Raw genomic sequence first — 22,766 nt, 5'->3', positions numbered from 1 at the left:
GTTTTTTCAAAAAAAATAATTTTGCAACAGAAGTTGTGACTTTTTTTATAAAATATTTTTTTTGTCACAGCTATAGTAAAACAAAAAACCCTCACATCACTGCAAGGGTTTTTATAAGCTCTTCGCTAAAAGCTGTGGGCTGTCAGCAAATTAATATCTGTAATATTCCGGTTTGAATGGTCCTTGAACTTCCACACCAATGTAAGCAGCTTGCTCAGCATTTAAGGTTTCCAATTCCACACCCAATTTAGCCAAGTGTAAAGCAGCTACTTTTTCATCCAAATGTTTCGGTAACATGTACACTTCGTTTTTGTAAGCAGTGCTGTTTGTCCATAACTCGATTTGAGCCAAAGTCTGGTTCGTGAATGAGTTACTCATTACGAATGATGGGTGACCCGTAGCACAACCTAAGTTAACCAAACGGCCTTCCGCTAAGATAAGAATGTCTTTTCCTGCGATAGTATATTTGTCCACCTGAGGTTTGATTTCGATTTTTGAAGCACCGTGGTTTTTGTTCAACCAAGCCATGTCAATCTCGTTATCGAAGTGTCCGATGTTACAAACGATGGTTTTGTCTTTCATCGCTTCGAAATGTCTTCCCACAACGATATCTTTATTTCCGGTAGTGGTGATAACGATATCCGCATTACCAACAACGGTGTCTAATTTTTTAACTTCAAAACCGTCCATGGCTGCCTGTAAAGCACAGATCGGATCGATTTCAGTAACCGTTACGATAGAACCGGCACCACGGAAAGAAGCCGCAGTTCCTTTTCCAACGTCACCGTATCCGCAAACCACCACTCTCTTACCAGCTAACATCACGTCAGTAGCACGACGGATAGCATCCACAGCCGATTCTTTACAACCGTATTTGTTGTCGAATTTCGATTTGGTAACCGAATCGTTAACATTGATAGCCGGCATAAACAACGTTCCGTTTTTCATTCTTTCGTACAAACGGTGCACTCCGGTTGTAGTTTCTTCTGATAAACCTTTGATACCTGGGATCAATTCCGGGTAACGGTCAAATACCATGTTCGTTAAATCCCCACCATCATCCAAAATCATGTTCAATGGTTTTCTGTCTTCGCCAAAGAATAAGGTTTGTTCGATACACCAGTCAAAAGACTCTTCATCAAGACCTTTCCAGGCATACACCTGAATTCCCGCAGCAGCAATCGCAGCAGCAGCCTGATCCTGAGTAGAGAAAATGTTACAAGATGACCAGGTAACTTCAGCTCCTAATGCAATTAATGTTTCAATTAAAACCGCAGTTTGGATGGTCATGTGTAAACATCCTGCAATGCGCGCGCCTTTTAGAGGCTGACTTGCGCCATATTCAGCACGAAGCGCCATTAATCCCGGCATTTCAGCTTCCGCCAATTCAATTTCTTTTCTTCCCCAAGCGGCAAGATTGATGTCTTTTACTTTGTAGGCAACAAATGGGATTGTCGTTGTACTCATCTATTCTGTATATTTGTTTTTATTTTTTACTAAAACGGACTGCAAATTTAAGCATTTCCTTTTTATTTCCTAAAGCATTTGACTTATTTTGTGATTTGTTTAAACTTCTAATCTTTTGAAAAACAGTAAAATACTCTATGCCACTTTTTAAAATCATCGATATCAGTCCGACTGCGAAGGTTTTTCTCTGGAAAATAACCGAAGATTTCAACGAACTTTTTCGAAATGTTTCGCTGAAAGACACCTCGTTAGCGCGATTGGAAGGTATGAAATCGGAAAGCCATCAAAAAGGGTTTCTGGCGGTACGGATGCTGTTTCAGGTGGCGGGTTATACCGATTTTGATTTGTATTATGATGAATTTGGGAAACCCCATTTGAAGGACGGAACGCATATTTCCATTTCCCATTCGTTTGATTTTTCCGCTATTGTTTTGAGTAATTGCAATATCGGAATCGATCTGGAAATGGTGAAAGACAAAGTGCTGCGAATTGCACCCCGTTTTATGGATGTTTCGCATCTGGAAAATTTAACGGAGGCAGAACAAATGCGAAAAGCAACCGTGGTCTGGGGAATCAAAGAAGCGGTTTTTAAACTGAAAAACGAAGTGGGCATCAGTTTTCCGGATCATATCTTCGAAAGTCCGTTTCAGCTGTCCGATAAAAAATGCAGTGCCGAACTACATTTTAAGGATGTGATTCAGCACTATGATATTCTTTTTGAAGAAATTGAGTCCGACGACAGCGAAAATCCGAAGCAAATTTACACGTTGGTTTGCGCCGTAGAATCGTAAGGGTTTTGTTTTCGGTTTTCGTAAATGGCCATCATAAATACCGTTCCCATTTTTCGGGCACGAAATTTTAAGGTTTCCACATGTTCGCCTTCAAACAATTCCTCGAGTGTTTCAAACCATAAGTTCAGCCACAAGCCAAAAATATCTGGATTTACAGTATGGTGAAATTTCTGATCGACTTCCACATGTGCCTGAGGTGGATTGCCATAATATTTCCGAACGGCGAACAAATTGCTTTCCCAGAAATCCGTCAGTTTTTCCAAATGTTCGTCCCAATCGCGAATCGTTTCGTTAAAAAAAGGACCGATTTCATCGTTGACTCTGATTTTATCATAAAACGAGTGCACCAGTTTCGAGAGGTCGTTCCTGTTTTTAATATCGGTTTTCATATTAAAGAATCAGCGTGTTCAAAATAATCATCAGGGCGCTCAAGGCTACACTGGCAATAATCAGATTGAAAACCAATTTAGGTTTTTGTTGCGCTAAAATGGCACCGTTTACGATGCTGCTGGCCAATACCACGATTGCGAGTTGCGTCATTTGGAAAAAAGAAGTCCCGTTTTGTAAAATGTACATAGCAGCAGCGCCACCCAAACAGCTTTGTCCGATAATAGACAGTGTGGCAAATCCTAAATACCCTCTTTGAAAATCCTCAAGTGTTTTTTGATATAGTGACATAATGTGTGATTTTATTACACAAAATTATGCGCTACATCGGGTATCGGTTTATGACTCAAATCATAAAGTAAAAATTAGCGGTACACTTTCCGGTTTATGATTTTAATCTCGTTTTTCTTTTCCAGTGCTTTGATGGAACGGATGACGGTTTCAACACGAAGTCCGGTCAAATCCGCCATCTGTTGCCGGGTTAAATCGATGCGGTAGCCTTCTTTTTCTTTTTCGGTTTTGAAGAATCGGATGGAATAATCAATCAGTTTCAGTAACCGGTGTTCGGGTTCCTGAGAGGAGATTTCGGCAGCCATGACCGATTTGTAATGAAGCCGTTGTGCCAGATTTTCAATAATGGCCATGGAAACCGAGGCGTTTTCGTTTATCAGATTCAGGAATAAGGGTTTCGACAGGATGAACAGTTCACAATCCGAAACGGCAATCGCATTGGCCGGATACAATCGGTTCAAAAATAGCGGCGGTTCTCCGAAACTTTGTTTGGTGCTGAAAATCCCCTGAATGAATTCCCTGCCATCATCATTAAAATTGCACATTTTCACTTCTCCGTGAATAATCTGAAAGTAATGGTTGGGCAATTCGCCTTCGCGGAAAATAATAGCGCCTTTCGCATATTTTTTCCGGAATGCCTGATGGGATTCTAATAATTCTTCGGGTATCATGAAGGATATGCTAAAGATTCCTTACAAAAATAGCATTATAATTTTACGGATTTTAAAAATAAGCTACATTTACCAATTCATTAATCAAGAACAGGACCAATGCTATACAACGAGATTTTATCGGCCAAACGAAAAGGCCAAAAATTACTGGCCATTCTGCTCGATCCCGATAAGATCGCGTTGGATGAAGTTGCGGTTTTGACGGATAAAATCAATCGCTCTCCGGCTACACATATTTTTGTGGGCGGAAGCATTGTAGAGGCTACGATTATCGATGAACTGATCGTTCGTTTAAAACAAAAAACAGTTTTGCCGGTTGTTTTGTTTCCCGGAAATCCCTCGCAGATTTCCAACGAAGCGGATGCGATATTATTCCTGACGTTACTCTCGGGAAGAAATCCGGATTATCTTATCGAACACCAGGTCAATGCGGTACCAATTTTAAAGAAAACCAAGCTGGAAGTCATTTCTACGGGCTATATTCTGATTGAAAGTGGCACGCAAACCGCAGTGGAGCGGGTGAGTAAAACCGATCCTTTGGATAGGGAGAATTCCGATTACGTGGTACAGACAGCTCAAGCCGGGGAATTCATCGGAAATAAATTGATGTATCTCGAAGCCGGAAGCGGGGCAAAAAACGCGGTTCCTTTGGAGATGATCCGAAAAGTATCGCAAAATATTGAAATTCCGTTAATTGTCGGGGGCGGCATCCGTTCAAAAAAGGCAATTGATGCGGCTTATGATTTCGGTGCGGATTTGGTGGTTATCGGAACGGCTTTTGAAAACAATCCTGATTTTTTTAACCTGTAATTGCTATGGTAGAGTTTTTCATCGATGCCTATAAAGACGCTTCGGTTGCCCGGATTGTTTTGGAATTCCTTGTTTTTGTCTGCGGAATCGCCAGTGTGATTTATGCACGGAAAGAAAATATTCTGGTCTATCCTACAGGGCTTGTAGCTACGGTTATTTCGACGTATTTGCTTTGCATAGCAGGGTATCTTGGTGATATGATGATTAATCTGTATTTTTCCGTCATGAGTATTTACGGCTGGTGGAACTGGTCCAGAAAAAGAGAGAATCAGAAAAACCTATCCATAAGCAGAACCAATTTTAAGGAAAAAATAATAGGGATTGCATTGTTTTTTACCACAATTATTGTAGTTTTCGCTATCTATAGGGTCTTTGATTACGAAATCAAAAAGGAAAATTATGTGGATATTGTGGCTTCCGGAATTTTCTTTACAGGAATGTGGTATATGGCCCATAAAAAGATAGAGAACTGGACGCTTTGGATTATTGGTGATATTATTGTAACACCAATTTATGCCTACAGGGGATTGGGAATGTTGTCGTTACAGTATTTAATTTTTACAGTTTTAGCCATTTTGGCATATTTGGAATGGAGAAGGATATTACAGCAAAAGATAGTTTGAAAAAGAAATACAGTTTTACCGAGGCTGATTTTGAATACATACGGAATTACGGAATCACTGTTGAGAAAATCAGCCGTGAACTCGAGATGTTTGAAAAGGGGATTGCTAAAATTTCTTTGGAAAAGACTGCAACGGTAGGCGATGGGATTCTTACTTTTTCAGAGGAAGAAGTGCGGCATTTCGTGGCTTATTTTGAAGCCGAAAGAAAAAAGTATTCGATAGAAAAGTTTGTTCCCGCCTCGGGAGCAGCCAGCAGAATGTTTAAGTTCCTGATTGAGTTTATCAACGATTTTCAATTGGGAGAGGAAACCATTAATGCCTACATCAACCGTCAGAAAGCGAATAAGTTATCGGTTTTTCTGGTGGGAATCGAAAAGTTCCCGTTTTATGACATGGTGTTGGAAGAAGTCAGGTTGCAGTACGCCAACTATGAGGATTTCAATCAGGATGAAAAGTACTATTATTTCATCAATACCCTGCTTTCCCTTGAAGGGTTTGATTTTGCTAATAAACCCAAAGGCGTACTGCCTTTTCATAAAAAAGACAAGGAAATTACCACACCTATAGACAAACATCTTCGAGAAGCACAGGTCTATTCGGAAGTAGCCGGAAAACCACAAATTCATTTTACCGTTTCGGAAGAGCATCTTGATGACTTTGAGCAAATTATCAGTGCCATCGGTTCGGATGTTCAGGTGAACTATTCCTTCCAGCAGGCTTCTACCGATACTTTAGCGGTGGACATGGATAATAATCCTTTTCGTCTGGATGACGGATCTTTGTTTTTCCGTCCCGGCGGACATGGCGCTTTGATTGAAAATTTAAACCAGCTCGAAACGGATATTGTTTTCATTAAAAACATCGATAATGTAGCCTTTAATCATTTTGAAGAAATCGTATTCTATAAAAAAGTGTTGGGTGGGCTGTTGCTGCAACTGCAAAGCGAAATTTTTGCCCATCTCGAAATGCTGGAAAACGCATCTGACGTTAATTTGGAAGCGCTAATCTCTTTCGTGAGGCACAAACTGAATATCGTACTTCCCAAAGATTTTTCAAAATATTCGCTGGACAATCAGAAAGCCGAATTGTTCCAGTTGTTAAATCGCCCCATCCGTGTTTGTGGTATGGTAAAGAATGAAGGCGAACCCGGCGGCGGACCGTTTTGGGTGCATGAAGACAACGGAGCGGTTTCACTTCAAATAGTGGAATCATCGCAGATTGATTTGCAAAGCGACCATCAGAAAAAAATATTTTCAGAATCCACCCATTTTAACCCGGTGGATTTGGTGTGCGGATTGAAGAATTTTAAAGGAGAAAAGTTCAATTTACCCGATTTTGTCAATCATAATGCGGGCTTTATCGTTCAGAAGACCAAAAACGGAAAAGACATCAGCGCCTATGAATTGCCGGGACTCTGGAACGGCGCCATGGCCAACTGGATTGCCATTTTTGCCGAAGTGCCTTTGGTGACCTTCAATCCGGTGAAAACCGTAAATGATTTACTCAAACCGGCCCACCAGCACGAATAATTATGGACAAAGAGAAACTTCTGTCGGAATTGCAGTTTAAGGCGGTGCGCAGCAGTGGTGCCGGAGGTCAAAACGTGAATAAAGTGTCTTCGAAAGTGGTGCTACAGTTCGATTTGAAAACGTCATCCGCGTTTTCTGAAGAGGAAAAGGAATTGCTTTTGTCCAAACTCGATAACAAACTTACCAAAGAACAGGTGTTACTGTTGAATTGCGACGAAGGCCGAAGTCAGCTTCGCAATAAAGAAATTGTAATCAAACGGTTTTTGCTCATAATAGAAGGCGCACTGAAAGTAGCAAAGTCAAGGAAACCAACCAAAATACCACGCTCTGTAATTGAAAAGCGACTCAAGGAGAAACGCAGCCAGTCGGATATTAAGCAGTCCCGCCAAAAGCCTAAATTCTAATTAATTGAATTCGCACTTGGATTATTGGAATTTATAATTCTATCTTTGTGCCGTCTCAAAGGGGTGCTCTAACTAACGAGCTGAGATTATACCCAATGAACCTGGGCAGGTAATGCTGCCAAGGGAGTTAAGTGTCGCTTTTTTAGGCATATTAAATCATTTTTTTATTAAACAGAATAATTGCCCCTTTTATTCGTAATCGTTTTTACGAATGAAAATTTTATTCAAAATGCTTTTTGCAGGAGCCATGCTGCAAACTTCTTTTGGTTTTTCTCAGGAAACAACCACTCAGGACACCGTAAAGGTAAAACTGTTGGATGATGTTTTGGTTTCTGCCGTTCGTGCCAATGCCAAACAACCGGTAAGTTTTACCAATATGAGCAAGAAAGAACTTTCTGAACGCAATCTGGGTCAGGATATTCCCGTTTTAATGAATTATCTGCCGTCTGTTGTAACCACTACCGATGCCGGGAATGGCGTGGGTTATACCGGAATCCGGGTGCGGGGTAGCGATGCGACGCGTGTGAATGTTACCATTAACGGCATCGCCTACAACGATTCGGAATCGCACGGCACCTATTGGGTGAATATGCCGGATTTCGTCTCATCGGTTGAAAATCTGCAATTGCAGCGCGGAGTAGGAACTTCCACCAACGGCGCCGGAGCTTTTGGCGCGAGTCTGAACATGCTGACCGATTCGTATTCCGAAAAAAGCAACGGGGAAGTTTCCAATTCCATCGGAAGCTTCAATACGCACAAGCACACCGTGAAATTCAGTACCGGTTTGATGAATAACACATTCGAATTGGCAGGACGTTTGTCTAAAATCAATTCCGACGGTTATGTTGACAGAGCATCATCCGATTTGAAATCGTATTTCCTTCAGGGAACGTATGTGGGGAAAACCACTTTAATCAAAGCGTTGGTCTTTGGCGGAAAGGAAAAAACCTATCAGTCCTGGAACGGAATCGATTCGCTGACCTTGGTAAATGACAGAACATTCAATTCGTCGGGTATGTTTACCGATGAATCAGGAAATACCCGTTTTTATGATAATGAAACTGATAATTACCAGCAGGATCATGCGCAGTTGCACTGGAATGAGCAAATCAATTCCAATTGGAATACCAATATGGCGGTGCATTATACCAAAGGAAAAGGGTATTATGAAAATTACAAAGAGGACGCTGATTTTTCCGAATACGGATTGCTGCCGGTTGCAGGGCAGACTTCCACGGATTTGATTCGTCAGAAGTGGTTGGATAATGATTTTTATGGGGCAACTTTCTCCGGAAATTACAGAAATACGGTTCTGGATGTTATCCTTGGAGGTGCCTGGAATAAATATGAAGGATCACATTTTGGGAAAGTGATTTGGGCGCGCTATGCCTCCACAAGCGAATTGGGTGACAACTATTATAACGACAGCGGAATTAAAACCGACTGGAATGTATTCTCCAAAGTGAATTATAAAATAACGAATTTTATAAACCTGTACGGTGATTTGCAATTCCGACGCGTAAACTACAAAGCGGATGCACCCGAAACCGGTCTGGTGGACGACACCTTCAACTTCTTCAACCCTAAAGCGGGAATCACCTTTACGATTAACGAGAAAAACAATTTCTATTTCTCTTATGCGAGAGCCAATCGTGAACCCAATCGTACCGATTATGAAAACGGCAGTCCGAAACCCGAAAGCTTAAATGATTTTGAATTGGGATGGCGATATGGTACTGCGAAAACCAAATTGAATGTGAACGCCTATTATATGGCCTATAAAGATCAGTTGGTTCTCACGGGGCAATTGGATGATGTGGGGGCTCCGATACGAGCCAACAGCGGCGACAGTTACCGATTGGGATTAGAGATAGACGCGGCGGTTGCGGTATTGGATAAATTGATTTTTCGTCCGAATGTTACTCTGAGTATGAATAAAAACAAGGATTTTGTGTTCCAAAGAGATGGGGAATTGCAAAATCTGGGCGATACCAACATCGCCTATTCTCCAAATTTGATTGCTGGGAATATGGTGATTTTTTCTCCGATTAAAAGTCTTCAGTTCGCATTGTTAACGAAAGTTGTAGGAGAGCAGTACATGGGAAATATCGATTCCAACATGTCGAAGCTCAAAGGCTATTGCGTGAATGATTTTTCGGTGAATTGGGAAATCAAACCGAAATCCATTTTCAAATCCATTGTTATAAGTGGCTTGGTGAATAACATATTCGACTATAAATACGTATCCAACGGCTATTTCTATACGTATGATGACGATTGGACGGCCCCTGGAGACATCACTACCATAGAAGGCGCCGGGTACTATCCTCAGGCTGGCAGAAATGCCATGCTGGGCGCGACCCTCAAATTTTAAATGTTTAGTTTATTAAAATAGGTTGATTGAATCCTGATGAGAATTTTTCTTGTCAGGATTTTTTAATTCGTAATGGAGATGACGCTTCCGTTTAGTGAAGTGCGGTATTGTTTCATCGGATATTGTGCTCCGGAGGCTAAGCCGTTAAACAAGCTGTATTGTTTCTCATCACAGGGGCATACCGCATTAATGCCGTTAATGGTCATGGTGGAGCAGTTGCTTAATGCCTGATTGGGACACGCGGCATCAAAAGCATTGTAAAGCCCTTCACCCACTTTCATCACAATGATTCCTCGTACACCGGCGCCTGCGACATTGATGTATACCGGATTCGAAACGAAGTTCAAATCATTATACGCCGGAAAATTCATGTCAATCTGCAGGTTAACCGGATAATTGGGAAGGTAAGGATTGTTATTGTTGACTTGTTCGTCTTTATTGCAGCTTAAGAATAACAAGGTCGATATGGTAAGAAAAAAGAAATGTTTCATTTTTAAATAAATTAGAAAAGAATTGATAAACAAATTTAAATTAATTAACTTTGACAAATGCAGTAATGCAACGATAAAAATTGAAATAAAATAAAAACAATATCTTTGTGGAAAGAAATCCCGTCCTGATGGGATTTTTTCTATTTATATAAACGATGAAGTTATGAGTACAGTATCTTATTACACCGCAGAAGGATTAAAAAAATTGAGAGATGAATTGGATCATCTGAAAAGCATAGAAAGACCAAAAGCCTCTCAGGCCATTGCAGAGGCAAGAGATAAAGGCGACTTGTCTGAGAATGCAGAGTACGACGCTGCAAAAGAAGCACAAGGGTTATTGGAAATGAAAATTTCCAAAATGGAAGAAGTGGTGTCCAACGCGAGACTGATAGACGAATCACAATTGGACGTTTCCAAAGTATTGGTGCTTTCCACGGTTAAGATTAAAAACCAGACTAACGGAATGGAGCTAAAATACACTTTGGTAGCCGAAAGTGAAGCCGATTTGAAAACGGGTAAAATCTCGGTAACTTCCCCCATCGGAAAAGGATTATTAGGAAAATCCGTTGGTGAAATCGCCGAAATCAATGTGCCGAACGGTGTCTTGAGATTCGAGGTTTTAGAGATTTCTCGTGACTAAATTCAAATCGAAAGGATTTAGGTTCTAAATTCTGATTTTGATCAATCGACAGTTTTCTAAATTCTAAATGCTGACTTCTAAATTTTAAAAACATGGCATCCATTTTCACAAGAATCATCAACGGCGAAATTCCGTGTTACAAAGTAGCGGAAGACGATAATTTCATAGCGTTTCTGGATGTGAATCCGAATGCGAAAGGGCACACGCTTTGCGTTCCCAAACAGGAAATCAACAAGATTTTCGATATGGAGGAAGCGCATTATTTGGATCTGATGAAATTCTCCCGTAAAGTAGCCAAAGCCTTGGAGAAAACGGTTGCCTGTAAACGTATTGGTGTCGCGGTGGTTGGATTGGAAGTGCCGCACGTGCATGTGCATCTGATACCGCTTCAGGATATGGACGACATGCGTTTCGAAAGAAAAACAAGTTTGACTCAAGAAGAATTTGACGCCTTAGCCAAAGCGATAGCTCAAAATTTATGATATTACAAAAACTGTTTTAGCAACTTGTAACAAGTTTTTCATTGTTTTGCCGCAGATTCACAGATTAATGAACTAGTAATCTGCGAATCTGCGGTTTTTTTTTTATTCTTACTGAATAAAGATTATTGGCAGGGAATTTGGAAAAGTTAAGCGGATTCCTTCTTAAAAGTTATCTGCATGGTAGTGCCTTTCCCGATTTCGGAATGGGCCACTTTAATGCGGCCGTTATGGTATTCCTCCACGATTCTTTTGGTCAGCGAAAGGCCTAATCCCCAGCCGCGTCTTTTGGTGGTGAATCCGGGTTCAAAAACGCTTTGAAACTGGGCTTTCGGAATTCCGCTTCCGGTATCGCTGACTTTAATCTTCACAAAACGTTCGGTTTCTTCAATGACCACCGCCAGTTTTCCTTTTCCTTTCATGGCATCAATGGCGTTTTTAACCAGATTTTCAATGGTCCAGCTGTGTAAGACGGGGTTTAGTTTAATGAAAATAGGATGTTGTGGGGCGATAAAGGAAAAATCCACCTGTTTGGAAGTTCTCGATTTCAGATAATCGAACGACTGTTCCGTTTCCTGAATCAGATCCCGGTTTTCCAAAACGGGTTCCGAACCGATTTTTGAAAAACGATCGGTAATGGTTTGCAGGCGATTGATGTCTTTTTCAATTTCAGACACCGTGGTTTCATCGACGTTATCCGCTTTCATGATTTCCAGCCAACCTATTAAAGACGATAACGGTGTGCCAATCTGATGGGCGGTCTCTTTCGCCATACCGGCCCAAAGGCGGTTTTGTGTGGCCATTTTGCTGGCACGGTAAAAGTTAAAAATCATCCCGCTGAAAAACAATCCGATTAACACCAGCGCTATCGGGTAGTACTTCAATTTCGTGATGAGCGACGAGTTGCCATAATACAACAGATGTTTTTTTCCGGCATAATCAATGGTTATCGGTGTATTTTCCGACTTGAGACGGTTCAGGAACGAAATCGATTTGACCTTGTCCTGCGTAATCGCTTCCTCCACATTAATCATGTCGATAATGCTGTCCTTGTCCGAAGTCCGTACAATCGGAATCGTTGTGTTTTTGCTTAAAATCTGCAACGGTAATTCGAGATCCGTGTTCTCATCGGCATTGTTGACCGTTTTTAAGGCCGATGCCCAAACCTCCATTTTCAAACGTTCTTCGCTTTTAAAGGTTTGGAAAAAAGTATACGTGTTCCACAGAATCAGAACCAAAAGATTGAAGGAGGCCAGAATGATTACCCATCGGATTAGATTGCGTCTGTCGGAAGAAAAATTCATACTTTTTTCGGAGTAGCTGAGTTACTATGTAGCTAAGTTACTAAGTTTATCGGGATACCCCAAGTTTATTTTTAACAAGAATAATTTTCTTACATTTGTGATTGAAAAAAATACAGAAAGTTTCAACTCAAAAAAGTATCTTTGTCAAAATTTTTCAGACTATGATTAGTGTTGATCCGAAGGAGTTGGCTCCAATGAAATTACAGGCGTACCTGCAAGGCGCTGTTGGTCCGCGACCGATTGCTTTTGCCAGTACGTTGGACGAAAACGGGAACCCGAATTTATCCCCGTTCAGTTTCTTTAACGTCTTCAGTTCCAATCCGCCGATTCTGATTTTTTCCCCGGCACGCCGTGTTAGGGACAATACGGTTAAACACACGCTAATCAATGCCGAGAATACCCGCGAAGTGGTGATTAACGTGGTGAATTACGACATTGTGCAGCAAGCCTCGTTGTCGAGTACGGAATATGCCGATGGCGTAAACGAATTCGTGAAATCGGGTCTGACCATGGTACCGTCGGATGTGGTAAAACCGTATCGCGTGGGCGAAAGTCCGGTACAGTTTGAATGCAAGGTAAACGACATTATCCATTTGGGAACCGAAGGCGGCGCCGGAAATTTAATCATCTGCGAAGTGGTGAAAATCCACATCAATGAAGAAGTTCTGGATGCCAACGGAACCATCGACCAACACAAAATCGATTTGGTTTCCCGTATGGGCGGTAACTGGTATTCCCGTGCCAACATGGGCCTTTTCGAAGTGGAAAAGCCTTTAACAACGCTGGGAATCGGTGTAGATATGGTTCCTGATTTCGTAAAAGAAAGCCCGATTTTCGACGGTAACGATTTAGGGAAATTAGGAAACATCGAAGCCATACCAACCGAAGAAGAAATTGCTATCTTTGTAAAAGAGAATTTCTCCGTCAAAGCCGTTTTGAGTTCGGATGATGAGGTGAAGAAATTCCAGATGGCAAAAGAATATTTAGATAAAAACGAAGTGCTGACCGCCTGGAAAGTGCTTTTAGCAAAACAATAATTTAACAGAAGATGGAAGTTACAGGAAAAGTAAAAGTGATTAATGCGGCGCAACAAGTAAGCGCTACATTTAAGAAAAGAGAATTGGTAGTTACTACGGAAGAGCAGTACCCACAACACATAATGATTGAGTTCACTCAGGACAAATGCGATTTGTTGGACAGCTACAGACCAGGTGATGCCGTAAAAGTTTCCATCAATTTAAGAGGAAGAGAATGGGTGAATCCACAAGGAGAAACCAAATATTTCAATTCCATCCAAGGTTGGAGAATTGAAAAAATGCAAGCAGAAGCTCCTGCAGGTGCACCACAAATGCCACCAATGCCAGCAAGCGAAGCTTTTGAACCGGCAACGAATTTCAAAGAAGAAGAGCACGACGATTTGCCGTTCTAAGTCGGAATTTAGAATTTAGAAATCGGAATTTAGAAAAAATATGAAAAGTCAGAAATTTGAGTAATTTTAAATTTCTGACTTTTTTTATTTGAAGCGAAAGGCTTGGGCATTTTCAGCGATTCTTGTTCCCGCTATCCGTTACAATCTGTCATTGCGAGCTTGCGCGGCAATCTCCCAATAACAGGATTTACACTCCTATCGGGGCTATTCGGGTCACTTTTTTCGATTATTTGTAAAGATTTTAATTGTGCCGCAGAAAATACATTTTTTAGACAACGAACTTTGGTTTCCACCCGTTTCCGAAACGCATCCGTCGGGCATTATTGCCGTGGGCGGCGATTTGAGTACGGAACGGCTTTTATTGGCCTACCGAAGCGGCATTTTTCCCTGGTTCGAAGACGGCGAACCCATCACCTGGTGGTCCCCCGACGAGCGCATGGTGCTGTTTCCGGAGGATTTCAAACCTTCCAAAAGCATGCGGAACATCCTCAACCGGAATCTTTTCAAAGTGACTTTTAATCAGGATTTCAGAGCAGTGATTTCCAATTGTCAAACCATAAAACGCGAAGGCCAAAACGGCACCTGGATTACCGACGACATGATTGCAGCCTACAGCACACTGCACGAACTCGGCCATGCTAAATCCGTTGAGGTTTGGCAAAAAGATGTATTGGTTGGCGGTTTGTACGGCATTGATTTAGGGCATGTGTTTTGCGGGGAAAGCATGTTTTCCAAAGTGCCCAATGCCAGTAAGGTGGCGTTTGTTTCCTTGGTGAATTATCTCAAGGAAAATAAGTATTTGCTATTGGATTGTCAGGTGTATAACGAACATCTGGAAAGTTTGGGATGCGGCGAAATCGATCGGGAGGATTTTATGTCTGTATTATTGCGCTAATCAGCTGGTTCAAAATTCCCTATCAGTAATGTTGCCCCGTTACAGTTTACAACCATATGTTTGGGAATGCCTTTATAAAACGATACTTCAGTGGTGTTTTTCTTAGCACATTCTTCGCATTTCAATTCGAAGTAGAGTTTGTTGTTTTTAATCTTTTTGGGTAATTCACAGGACATGGTAAGGTAATAATCTCCCAGAAATCTGTTCTTATTGTCGTAGACTAAGATTCTGCTGGTGGCTCTTCCGGATACTCCCCAAATCCATAAAGAGGTCATTAGTTTGTATGTTGCGTCCTTATTTTTTATGGTTCCTAAGTAGGTTAATTCTAATTCGTCATTTCCTTTTTCATCCCATTTTCCGAAAGTAACGGTTTTGTTTTCCATCCCTTTTTTTAAAACCAAGAGTCTTCTGTCGGGTTCTTTTTGGCTAAACAAAAGAAGGGGAAATAATAGAAAAAAGAAAACAGCTAAAAACAGTTTCATAATATGAATCATTTTTTCATTTTCGGCAACGTCCGAATATACAATTCTTCCACTTTGGTTCTTGCCCAATCGGTTTTTCTCAAAAATGTCAGACTCGATTTTACCGACGGATTTTCCTTAAAGCATTTGATGTTAATCAGTTCGGCCAACGTGTCAAAGCCATAGAAATCTACCAGCTCTTCCACTATGGTTTTCAAGGTTATGCCGTGTAAGGGATCTTTGCTCATTCGTTCTTTTTTATTCCGTTTCGGATGTTTAAGCGTTTGTTTTTCTTCTGAATTTTCGTCGGGTGAAATTATAATAAAATATCAGATTATCCATGGTTAAAGCAATCGTAATTAAAATCGCGGCAGCAAGCAGTGCTTTGATTCCTATCTGATAGAACATTAACGTACCCGAAATACATCCCGTAAAGAAGAAAACCACTATGGAAAGTTTCAGAAAAATGTTTTTTTTCAGTTTGACAGCATTCGGATGGTTTCTGTAGAAAAAATACTGTGAGGTTTCAATGCCCAAATCGGTAAAAAGTCCCGTTAAATGTGTGGTGCGTACTGTCGACTGCGAGATCTTGGTTACCAGAGCATTCTGTAAACCCATTGAAAACAAAAGGAGGTAGGCGATTTGGTTCGCATTTCCGGTATCGGTAAAATTCCAATCGTTCCAGAAACCTACCAATACAAGAAGGAACAGTTCCAGAAACATAGGTGCGGTGTGGATGTATTTCTTCTTGTTAATGGCGGCGATTTCAATAAAAAAATTCGATACGAAAGCACCCAAAAAGAAAAAGAAGATGTAAAGAAGGTACGGAATGGCTTTGGCATATTGTCCGACAATCACTTCTTCGGCAAAATAGGCGAAATGACCGGTTACGTTCGTGGTTAGCGTACTGATGGCCAAAACCCCCACACTATTCACTATCCCGGCCACCAAAGACAGATTGGAAGCCAGACGCAGGTTGTGTCGGAATGTCCTGTTTTTGCCTTGGTGTCTAAACATTGATAAAAGAAGGGTTTTGTGATTTCTTTCAATGTATAAATATAGTTAAAATTTCAACTTGGTGTAGTTCCATTCTAAGGTATTAAAAAGCACCAATTCATTTTTCAGGGTTGGCAACTCCATAATCAGTTTTAAGGTTTCGTGCGCCATCATCGTTCCGATAATTCCTGGTAAGCTTCCCAATACGCCATTAATACTGCAACTCGGCACGTCTTCCGGATTGGGTGGCTCGGGAAACAAATCCCGCAAATTTTTGGAACCGTTATGATTGAAAACCGCCATTTGGCCCTCAAATTTCAGAATGCTTCCGTAAACCAACGGTTTTCCAAGTTTGACACAAGTGTCATTTACCAAATAACGCGTGGTGAAATTATCGCAACCATCTACAATCACATCAAAAGCACTGAAGATGCGTTCGGCGTTTTCTACGGTTAGTTTTTCTTCAAAGGCCTGGATTTCAATAGTCGGATTCAAAGCTTCCAAAATGGTTTGGGCTGTGATGGCTTTCGGCGTGTCGACGTGTTTTTCGGTATAAAGAACCTGTCGGTGTAAATTGTGCAGTTCCACTTTGTCAAAATCAACAATCCCGATGGTTCCCACTCCTGAAGTGGCCAGATATTGGAGAATCGGGCAGCCTAATCCCCCGGCACCAATCACTAAAACTTTGGCTTTTTTCAGTTTTAATTGCCCACTTTCTCCAATTTCCGGTAAAAGCATTTGTTTGCCATAGCGAAGATAATCCTGAATTGTAATCATTTTAAATCGTATAACTTTTATCCCAGTCTTTCCAAACCGGTTCGTATCCTTTACTTGTAATCATAGTGGCTATCACTTCCGCCGAGCGTTCATCACTGGTTTCAAACTGCTCCAAAGATTCAACATCCACTACATAACCACCCGGGTTGGTTTTTGATCCGGCACTCATACTTGTTACGCCAATCGGAATGATGTTGTCGCGGAATTTCTCGTTTTCGCGGGTTGAAACGGATATTTCCAGCTCTTCGTTCCAAAGGCGGTACGCGCAAATCAACTGGAGCAAATCGCTGTCTTCCATGATAAAATTGGGTTCGATAATCCCTTCTGCCGGACGCAATCGCGGAAAGGAAACGGAATATTTGCTCCGCCAATAGGTTTTCTGCAGGTAATCGAGATGCAAGGCATTGAAGAAACTGTCGATACGCCAGTCTTCCAATCCCAGTAAAACACCCAACCCGATTTTATGGATTCCTGCTTTGCCCACACGGTCCGGAGTTTCCAAACGGTAATCGAAATTGGATTTTTTTCCTTTCGGATGGTATTCTTTATAGACTTCCCGATGATACGTTTCCTGATACACCAAAACGGTATGCACGCCCGCTTCATGCAATTGTTGGTATTCTTCTTCGGATAACGGTTGTACTTCTACCGAAATGGAAGAAAAATGGTTCTTAATTTGTGCTACGGCGTTCAGAAAATAATGGATGTTTACGGTGTAATTCGCTTCTCCGGTAACCAACAAAACATGATCGAATCCTGCTTTCTTAAGTTCGGCGACTTCGAGTGCAATCTCACTGTCTGTGAGCGTTTTTCGTTTGATTTTATTGTCTAAGCTGAAACCACAATACGTACAAATGTTCTGGCATTCGTTGCTCAGGTACATCGGGGCGTACATCTGGATGGTTTTTCCGAAACGTTTTTTGGTCAGCACGTGACTCTGTTGCGCCATTTCTTCCAGAAAAGGTTTAGCGGCCGGGGAAATCAGAATCAGAAAGTCGTTCAGATTTCTTTTGGTTTTTGTCAAGGCGTTACGGACTTCCGTTTCCGTAGTCTGGTATATTTTATTTTGAATGGTGTCCCAATCGTAATTTTCAAAAACCGATTTAAAAGTATCCATAGTTTCTAACCGCAAAGAGCGCAGCGTTTTTCGCAAGGTTCGCAAAGTTTTTTGATCTATAAACACACAGCCTAGCGGATTTTGTGTAAAACTTTGCGGACCTTGCGGTTAATAAAAAGCAACTATTCATAAAGAAAGGCGGTCAACGGACTTGAAGCCACTGCCTTGTTCACGGTTTGTGCCAATTGTGCTTCATAAGCTTTTCGTCCGGCCATAACCGCTTCTTTGAAAGCTTCTGCCATCAGTTTCGGGTTTCCGGCTACGGCAATCGCGGTGTTCACCAAAACAGCATCGGCACCCATTTCCATCGCTCTTGCCGCGTGTGATGGTGCGCCAATTCCGGCATCCACAATCACGGGGACTTTACTCTGTTCGATAATGATTTCGAGAAAATCTTCGGTTTTTAACCCTTTATTGCTTCCGATAGGTGAGCCCAATGGCATTACGGCTGCCGTTCCCGCTTCTTCCAATCGTTTGCACAACACCGGATCGGCATGAATGTATGGCAAGATGATGAAACCGAGTTTCGCCAGTGCTTCTGTGGCCTTCAGGGTTTCAATCGGGTCCGGAAGGAGGTATTTGGGATCGGGATGAATTTCGAGTTTCAGCCAATTCGTTTCCAGGGCTTCCCGAGCCAATTGTGCGGCAAAAACAGCTTCTTTCGCATTGCGCGCCCCCGAAGTATTCGGTAATAAATAGATGTGCGAATGGTTGATGTGCGACAAAATCGCATCGGTTTCGGTTTCCAGATCGAGGCGTTTTAAAGCTACCGTAACCAATTCGCTTCCCGAGGCCAGAATCGCCTCTTCCATTTGCGGGTTGGAACCGAATTTTCCCGTTCCCAAAAACAAACGGGAAGTGAAGGTTTTATCGGCTATTTTAAATGTTGACATATAGTTTTTCGTTGAGTTGTGTAATCAGTTGGGGGTTTTCGGTGATTAATCCGGAAACGGCAATACCGTGGAGACCTGTATCGATAAGGTTTTCAATATCATTCGATGCAATGCCGCCAATGGCATAAACGGGAATCCGAATATTTTGTTCCTCTATTTTGCTTAAGATGTGCCGATAGCCTTCCAAGCCTAGAATCGGACTCAGGTTTTCTTTGGTAGTAGTAAATCGTAATGGACCAAGTCCGATGTAATCACAGTTTTCAGCGGTTCGTTGCAGAACATCTTCCAGGGTGTTTGCGGTACCTCCAATGATTTTATGATTGCCTAATAAAGTTCGAGCATCTTTGATTCTCATGTCGTTCAGACCCAAATGCACCCCATCGGCATTGATTTGAAGTGCCAAATCGACTTTGTCGTTAATAATGAACGTCGCCAAGTACTCTTCGCAAAGTGTTTTTACGGCTTCTGCCAAAGTGAAAAGTTCCAGCGAATTTCCGTTTTTGAAGCGTAACTGTACCCAGTCACAACCGTTGTCGAGTGCCTGATGGATGTTGTACAATTGCTCTTCAATCGTAGTTCCCTGAGAAATGTACTGTAATTTACTAAACATGATGGTATCCTAATAACGTGGTGTTGGAATTCAGGTATTTTTCGATATAGTTTTTGGCTTTCAAAGAGGCTAAAAGGATGTCGTGTCCTAAAGCAATATTCGCTGCAATAGCGGAGGATAAAACACAACCCGATCCGTGTTTGTCGGAAGTAACGGCAAGGGCACCGACCAGCTTTGCACATTCCGTATCGACATAAAGATAATCCACCCCTTTTTGATTGGGATTATGTCCGCCCTTCAGTAAAACGGCACAATGTTTCGAAAGATTTTGCGCCATTTCTTCGGCAGCATCTTTGGTGTCGGAAAGCTTCAGAATCTCGTTGTAATTTGGTGTAATCAAATCGATTTGCTGTAAGATTCCAATCAGTTCCGATTGGTTTTCGACGGTTGTGAATTCAAATTCAGTGGTTGATTTCAATACCGTATCCCAAACGATTTTTGTTTTCGGGGAACGCTTTTCTATGACACTTACGATTTCTTTCAAATAAACCAACGAAGGAACGATTCCGATTTTTACGGCTTTAATATCGTAAGTCCGGAAAAGGGTTTTTAACGAATCCAGTACAAAATCCAGATCGGTCCATTGGATGTCGTGGAATTCGTTTTCCGTCTGGATGGTGTTTCCTGTTGCAATGGCTAAACCATACACCTGATGTTGTTCGAATGTTTTGATATCGGATAGGATACCGGCACCGCCGGAAGGATCATGCCCTGCGACGGTTAAAACGAATGGACGATTTGCTGACATTTTTTAAAATTTTCTAATGGGTTTTTACTGTTCCAAACGGTTCCCAACAACGCGATTTCGTCAAAGCCGTTTTCTAATGTTTCTTGGATGTTTTCTGATGAAAGGCCTCCCAAGGCCACAAGTTTTGTTGCGAAATTGGTTCGTTGTTCAAGGGTTTGGAAGTGATTGATTTTCGAATCATAGTCAGTTTTGGATATGCTTTTGTAGATGGGGCTTAAAAAGGCATGTTGAAAATTTTGGTTTAAATCGTTGAATTCCTTTATGCTGTGCGTCGAGGCGGAATAAATGCCGTCTGATTTTATAAATGTGGTGTTTCTTTGCGCTTTGGACAGATGAAATCGGTTGATGCCGTATTCGTTTCCCAGATGATGATGGCTGTGCAGCACCAAACGGTTTGCAACTTCCCAACCGATTGCCGAAAGAAACGTCTTCATTTCTGCCTCCGAAAAATCGGGTTTGCGAATATGTAGCAACGACAAGCCTTCCGCGAAAAGCGAATGGATAAGGCTGATCTCGTTTGCAACGGCTATCGGATTGGTGATTACTATCATATTTTGGTTTAGGGATTAGTTAGAAGGGATAAGTGGCAAGCTTCGGATTTGAAGAAAACTATGTTTTTTTTATTAATTAGATATCTTTTCCCTTGCCCCTTTTCCCTTGCTTCTTTTAACTTTTACAAATAAATTTCCTTCCCGCTTTCCACAAATTCTTCCGATTTGGCTTTCATCTCTTTTTCGGCTTCGGCCACATCGCGGATTTCCTGTGAGATTTTCATGGAACAGAATTTCGGTCCGCACATCGAACAGAAATGTGCCACTTTTGCGCCGTCAGCCGGAAGGGTTTCGTCGTGGAATTCCCGTGCGGTGTCCGGATCCAAAGCCAAGTTAAACTGGTCTTCCCAGCGGAATTCGAAACGCGCTTTGCTTAAAGCGTTGTCACGGTATTGCGCTCCCGGATGTCCTTTGGCCAAATCGGCGGCATGGGCGGCTATTTTATACGTGATAACGCCATCTTTTACATCTTTTTTGTTTGGTAAACCTAAGTGTTCCTTTGGCGTTACATAACACAACATCGCGCAGCCGTACCAACCAATCATGGCCGCTCCGATGGCGGAAGTGATGTGGTCGTAACCCGGTGCGATGTCGGTAGTTAACGGTCCTAAAGTATAGAAAGGTGCCTCGGAGCAATGTTCCAATTGCTTGTCCATGTTTTCTTTGATCATGTGCATCGGGACGTGTCCTGGGCCTTCGATAAAAACCTGAACATCGTGTTTCCAGGCAATTTTGGTCAGTTCACCTAAAGTTTCCAGTTCGGCGAATTGTGCGGCGTCGTTGGCATCGGCTATGGAACCAGGACGTAAGCCGTCACCTAGTGAAAATGCCACGTCGTACTGTTTCATGATTTCGCAGATTTCTTCAAAATGAGTATATAAGAAATTTTCCTTGTGATGAAACAAGCACCATTTGGCCATAATCGAGCCACCTCGGGAAACAATTCCGGTAACGCGATTGGCAGTTAAATGAATGTATCGTAATAATACGCCGGCGTGAATCGTGAAATACGAAACTCCCTGTTCGGCCTGTTCGATTAGGGTGTCGCGGAAAATTTCCCAGGTTAAGTCTTCGGCTACGCCTTTGACTTTTTCCAAGGCCTGGTAGATTGGTACGGTTCCGATGGGTACGGGGGAGTTTCGGATAATCCATTCGCGGGTTTCGTGGATGTTTTTTCCGGTGGACAAATCCATGATGGTGTCGGCGCCCCAACGACAAGCCCAAACGGCTTTTTCCACTTCTTCTTCGATGCTGGAGGTTACGGCACTGTTCCCGATGTTGGCGTTGATTTTTACCAGGAAATTGCGGCCCACAATCATCGGTTCGCTTTCCGGGTGGTTGATGTTGTTCGGGATGATAGCGCGTCCGGCGGCGACTTCACTCCGAACAAATTCCGGAGTAATCTTGCTTTTTGGGGTGTTGGCGCCGAAACTTTGACCGGCATGCTGACATTGCATCGCTTTTTGTGCCGTTTCCAATTGCTCGATGCGTTGGTTTTCACGGATGGCGATGTATTCCATTTCGGGTGTGATGATGCCTTTTTTTGCGTAATGTAATTGTGAGACATTTGCACCTTTTTTGGCACGCATTGGTTTGTGCAGGTATTCGAAACGCAGGGGGTTTAGTTTTTCATCGTTCAGACGTTGTTTGCCGTAGTCGGAGGAGATTTCAGTTAATGCTTCCACGTCGTTTCGGTCTAAGATCCATTGTTCGCGGATTCTTGGTAAGCCTTTTCTAACATCGATTTCGATATTCGGATCGGTGTACGGTCCGGAAGTATCGTAAACGGTTACGGGCGGATTTTTTTCGATGCCTCCGTTGGATAATCTGGTGTCGGAAAGTTGGATTTCGCGCATGGCGACTTTAATGGGGTGGATTTTTCCGTCGATGTAGACTTTTGTGGAATTGGGGAAGGGTTGTCTGGATATTTTTTCTTCGTAGGTCATTTTTTTGAGTTACTAAGGTTTTGTTTTTTTGTTGAGATTTGTAAGATTCTTGTCTCTTGTTTCTGTTTTCTTTGATTTTTTC

Annotated in this window: 27 protein-coding genes; 11 read left to right on the top strand and 16 right to left on the bottom strand. The window is 42.0% G+C overall.

Annotated elements, in window-relative coordinates:
* Nucleotides 1-150 precede the first annotated feature (150 nt).
* A complete protein-coding gene (ahcY, locus tag BLQ05_RS02815; protein WP_023575613.1) occupies nucleotides 151-1,467 on the bottom strand; it encodes an adenosylhomocysteinase in 1,317 nt (438 codons plus the stop codon).
* Nucleotides 1,468-1,604: 137 nt separating this feature from the next.
* Between ahcY and BLQ05_RS02810 the strand changes: the two genes are divergently transcribed.
* Entirely contained in the window at nucleotides 1,605-2,258 is a 654-nt protein-coding gene (locus tag BLQ05_RS02810) for a 4'-phosphopantetheinyl transferase family protein (protein ID WP_023575612.1), read from the top strand.
* Here the strand turns inward: BLQ05_RS02810 and BLQ05_RS02805 are convergent.
* From BLQ05_RS02805 to BLQ05_RS02795, 3 genes are all read right to left on the bottom strand, one after another.
* Nucleotides 2,228-2,647: a group III truncated hemoglobin gene (locus BLQ05_RS02805; protein ID WP_023575610.1), complete on the bottom strand. Its 420-nt coding sequence runs from the start codon at nucleotides 2,645-2,647 to the stop codon at nucleotides 2,228-2,230. The genes BLQ05_RS02810 and BLQ05_RS02805 overlap by 31 nt on opposite strands.
* Nucleotide 2,648: 1 nt before the next feature.
* Complete coding sequence (locus BLQ05_RS02800; RefSeq protein ID WP_023575609.1) at nucleotides 2,649-2,936, bottom strand: hypothetical protein; 288 nt, start codon at nucleotides 2,934-2,936, stop codon at nucleotides 2,649-2,651.
* 74 nt (nucleotides 2,937-3,010) lie between these two features.
* Nucleotides 3,011-3,607, bottom strand: coding sequence for a Crp/Fnr family transcriptional regulator (locus BLQ05_RS02795; protein ID WP_023575608.1), 597 nt, complete (start codon nucleotides 3,605-3,607; stop codon nucleotides 3,011-3,013).
* A 99-nt stretch (nucleotides 3,608-3,706) separates the two neighbouring features.
* Between BLQ05_RS02795 and BLQ05_RS02790 the strand changes: the two genes are divergently transcribed.
* The 5 genes from BLQ05_RS02790 (at nucleotide 3,707) to BLQ05_RS02770 (ending at nucleotide 9,347) form a co-directional block, all read left to right on the top strand.
* Entirely contained in the window at nucleotides 3,707-4,417 is a 711-nt protein-coding gene (locus BLQ05_RS02790; RefSeq protein ID WP_023575607.1) for a phosphoglycerol geranylgeranyltransferase, read from the top strand.
* A gap of 5 nt (nucleotides 4,418-4,422) precedes the next feature.
* Nucleotides 4,423-5,040 carry a nicotinamide riboside transporter PnuC gene (gene pnuC, locus BLQ05_RS02785; protein ID WP_023575606.1) on the top strand — a complete coding sequence of 206 codons (618 nt, stop codon included), beginning with the start codon at nucleotides 4,423-4,425 and terminating at the stop codon, nucleotides 5,038-5,040.
* Nucleotides 5,007-6,569, top strand: coding sequence for a DUF4301 family protein (locus tag BLQ05_RS02780; RefSeq protein WP_051365719.1), 1,563 nt, complete (start codon nucleotides 5,007-5,009; stop codon nucleotides 6,567-6,569). Before pnuC ends, BLQ05_RS02780 begins: the two co-directional genes overlap by 34 nt.
* A gap of 2 nt (nucleotides 6,570-6,571) precedes the next feature.
* Complete coding sequence (gene arfB / locus BLQ05_RS02775; protein WP_023575605.1) at nucleotides 6,572-6,973, top strand: alternative ribosome rescue aminoacyl-tRNA hydrolase ArfB; 402 nt, start codon at nucleotides 6,572-6,574, stop codon at nucleotides 6,971-6,973.
* 211 nt (nucleotides 6,974-7,184) lie between these two features.
* The gene (locus BLQ05_RS02770; protein WP_023575604.1) at nucleotides 7,185-9,347 is read left to right on the top strand and encodes a TonB-dependent receptor; all 2,163 of its coding nucleotides are present in this window, start codon (nucleotides 7,185-7,187) and stop codon (nucleotides 9,345-9,347) included.
* Nucleotides 9,348-9,409: 62 nt separating this feature from the next.
* Here the strand turns inward: BLQ05_RS02770 and BLQ05_RS02765 are convergent, their stop codons facing one another.
* Entirely contained in the window at nucleotides 9,410-9,838 is a 429-nt protein-coding gene (locus BLQ05_RS02765) for a hypothetical protein (protein ID WP_023575603.1), read from the bottom strand.
* Nucleotides 9,839-10,001: 163 nt separating this feature from the next.
* On the opposite strand from BLQ05_RS02765, the gene greA reads away from it, so the two are divergent.
* Both greA and BLQ05_RS02755 read left to right on the top strand, forming a co-directional pair.
* Nucleotides 10,002-10,478 (top strand): transcription elongation factor GreA, encoded by a 477-nt coding sequence (gene greA, locus BLQ05_RS02760; protein WP_035653968.1) that lies wholly within the window; start codon nucleotides 10,002-10,004, stop codon nucleotides 10,476-10,478.
* Nucleotides 10,479-10,570: 92 nt separating this feature from the next.
* Nucleotides 10,571-10,960, top strand: a complete 390-nt coding sequence (locus BLQ05_RS02755) for an HIT family protein (RefSeq protein ID WP_023575601.1) — start codon at nucleotides 10,571-10,573, stop codon at nucleotides 10,958-10,960.
* Between the two features lie 146 nt (nucleotides 10,961-11,106).
* On the opposite strand, the gene BLQ05_RS02750 is transcribed toward BLQ05_RS02755, so the two are convergent.
* The gene (locus tag BLQ05_RS02750) at nucleotides 11,107-12,261 is read right to left on the bottom strand and encodes a sensor histidine kinase (protein ID WP_023575600.1); all 1,155 of its coding nucleotides are present in this window, start codon (nucleotides 12,259-12,261) and stop codon (nucleotides 11,107-11,109) included.
* Between the two features lie 161 nt (nucleotides 12,262-12,422).
* Here BLQ05_RS02750 and BLQ05_RS02745 point away from each other — a divergent pair, with 161 nt between their 5' ends.
* The 3 genes from BLQ05_RS02745 to aat all read left to right on the top strand — a co-directional run bounded on the left by BLQ05_RS02745 (nucleotide 12,423) and on the right by aat (nucleotide 14,585).
* A complete protein-coding gene (locus BLQ05_RS02745; protein WP_023575599.1) occupies nucleotides 12,423-13,298 on the top strand; it encodes a flavin reductase family protein in 876 nt (291 codons plus the stop codon).
* An 11-nt stretch (nucleotides 13,299-13,309) separates the two neighbouring features.
* Nucleotides 13,310-13,690, top strand: coding sequence for a DUF3127 domain-containing protein (locus BLQ05_RS02740; RefSeq protein WP_023575598.1), 381 nt, complete (start codon nucleotides 13,310-13,312; stop codon nucleotides 13,688-13,690).
* 259 nt (nucleotides 13,691-13,949) lie between these two features.
* A complete protein-coding gene (gene aat, locus BLQ05_RS02735) occupies nucleotides 13,950-14,585 on the top strand; it encodes a leucyl/phenylalanyl-tRNA--protein transferase (RefSeq protein WP_035654077.1) in 636 nt (211 codons plus the stop codon).
* On the opposite strand, the gene BLQ05_RS02730 is transcribed toward aat, so the two are convergent.
* From BLQ05_RS02730 to thiC, 10 genes are all read right to left on the bottom strand, one after another.
* Nucleotides 14,582-14,968, bottom strand: coding sequence for a hypothetical protein (locus BLQ05_RS02730; protein ID WP_143000894.1), 387 nt, complete (start codon nucleotides 14,966-14,968; stop codon nucleotides 14,582-14,584). The genes aat and BLQ05_RS02730 overlap by 4 nt on opposite strands.
* A 107-nt stretch (nucleotides 14,969-15,075) precedes the next feature.
* The gene (locus tag BLQ05_RS02725; protein ID WP_023575595.1) at nucleotides 15,076-15,294 is read right to left on the bottom strand and encodes a VF530 family protein; all 219 of its coding nucleotides are present in this window, start codon (nucleotides 15,292-15,294) and stop codon (nucleotides 15,076-15,078) included.
* 28 nt (nucleotides 15,295-15,322) lie between these two features.
* Complete coding sequence (locus tag BLQ05_RS02720; protein ID WP_023575594.1) at nucleotides 15,323-16,063, bottom strand: YoaK family protein; 741 nt, start codon at nucleotides 16,061-16,063, stop codon at nucleotides 15,323-15,325.
* Nucleotides 16,064-16,108: 45 nt separating this feature from the next.
* Nucleotides 16,109-16,819: a HesA/MoeB/ThiF family protein gene (locus tag BLQ05_RS02715; protein ID WP_023575593.1), complete on the bottom strand. Its 711-nt coding sequence runs from the start codon at nucleotides 16,817-16,819 to the stop codon at nucleotides 16,109-16,111.
* A 1-nt stretch (nucleotide 16,820) separates the two neighbouring features.
* Complete coding sequence (gene thiH, locus BLQ05_RS02710; protein ID WP_023575592.1) at nucleotides 16,821-17,936, bottom strand: 2-iminoacetate synthase ThiH; 1,116 nt, start codon at nucleotides 17,934-17,936, stop codon at nucleotides 16,821-16,823.
* Between the two features lie 122 nt (nucleotides 17,937-18,058).
* Complete coding sequence (locus BLQ05_RS02705; RefSeq protein ID WP_035653964.1) at nucleotides 18,059-18,829, bottom strand: thiazole synthase; 771 nt, start codon at nucleotides 18,827-18,829, stop codon at nucleotides 18,059-18,061.
* A complete protein-coding gene (locus BLQ05_RS02700) occupies nucleotides 18,816-19,439 on the bottom strand; it encodes a thiamine phosphate synthase (protein WP_035653962.1) in 624 nt (207 codons plus the stop codon). The genes BLQ05_RS02705 and BLQ05_RS02700 overlap by 14 nt, the downstream gene beginning before the upstream one ends.
* Nucleotides 19,432-20,187: a hydroxymethylpyrimidine/phosphomethylpyrimidine kinase gene (locus tag BLQ05_RS02695; protein WP_035653960.1), complete on the bottom strand. Its 756-nt coding sequence runs from the start codon at nucleotides 20,185-20,187 to the stop codon at nucleotides 19,432-19,434. Before BLQ05_RS02695 ends, BLQ05_RS02700 begins: the two co-directional genes overlap by 8 nt.
* Complete coding sequence (locus tag BLQ05_RS02690; RefSeq protein ID WP_023575588.1) at nucleotides 20,160-20,738, bottom strand: thiamine phosphate synthase; 579 nt, start codon at nucleotides 20,736-20,738, stop codon at nucleotides 20,160-20,162. Before BLQ05_RS02690 ends, BLQ05_RS02695 begins: the two co-directional genes overlap by 28 nt.
* A 122-nt stretch (nucleotides 20,739-20,860) precedes the next feature.
* Nucleotides 20,861-22,684: a phosphomethylpyrimidine synthase ThiC gene (thiC, locus tag BLQ05_RS02685; protein ID WP_023575587.1), complete on the bottom strand. Its 1,824-nt coding sequence runs from the start codon at nucleotides 22,682-22,684 to the stop codon at nucleotides 20,861-20,863.
* Nucleotides 22,685-22,766 lie beyond the last annotated feature (82 nt).

Source organism: Flavobacterium saliperosum, assembly GCF_900100625.1.
GTDB classification, from domain to species: Bacteria; Bacteroidota; Bacteroidia; order Flavobacteriales; family Flavobacteriaceae; genus Flavobacterium; species Flavobacterium saliperosum.
Note: the sequence above shows the minus strand (reverse complement) of the source record. Positions and strands in the feature narration are given on the sequence as shown.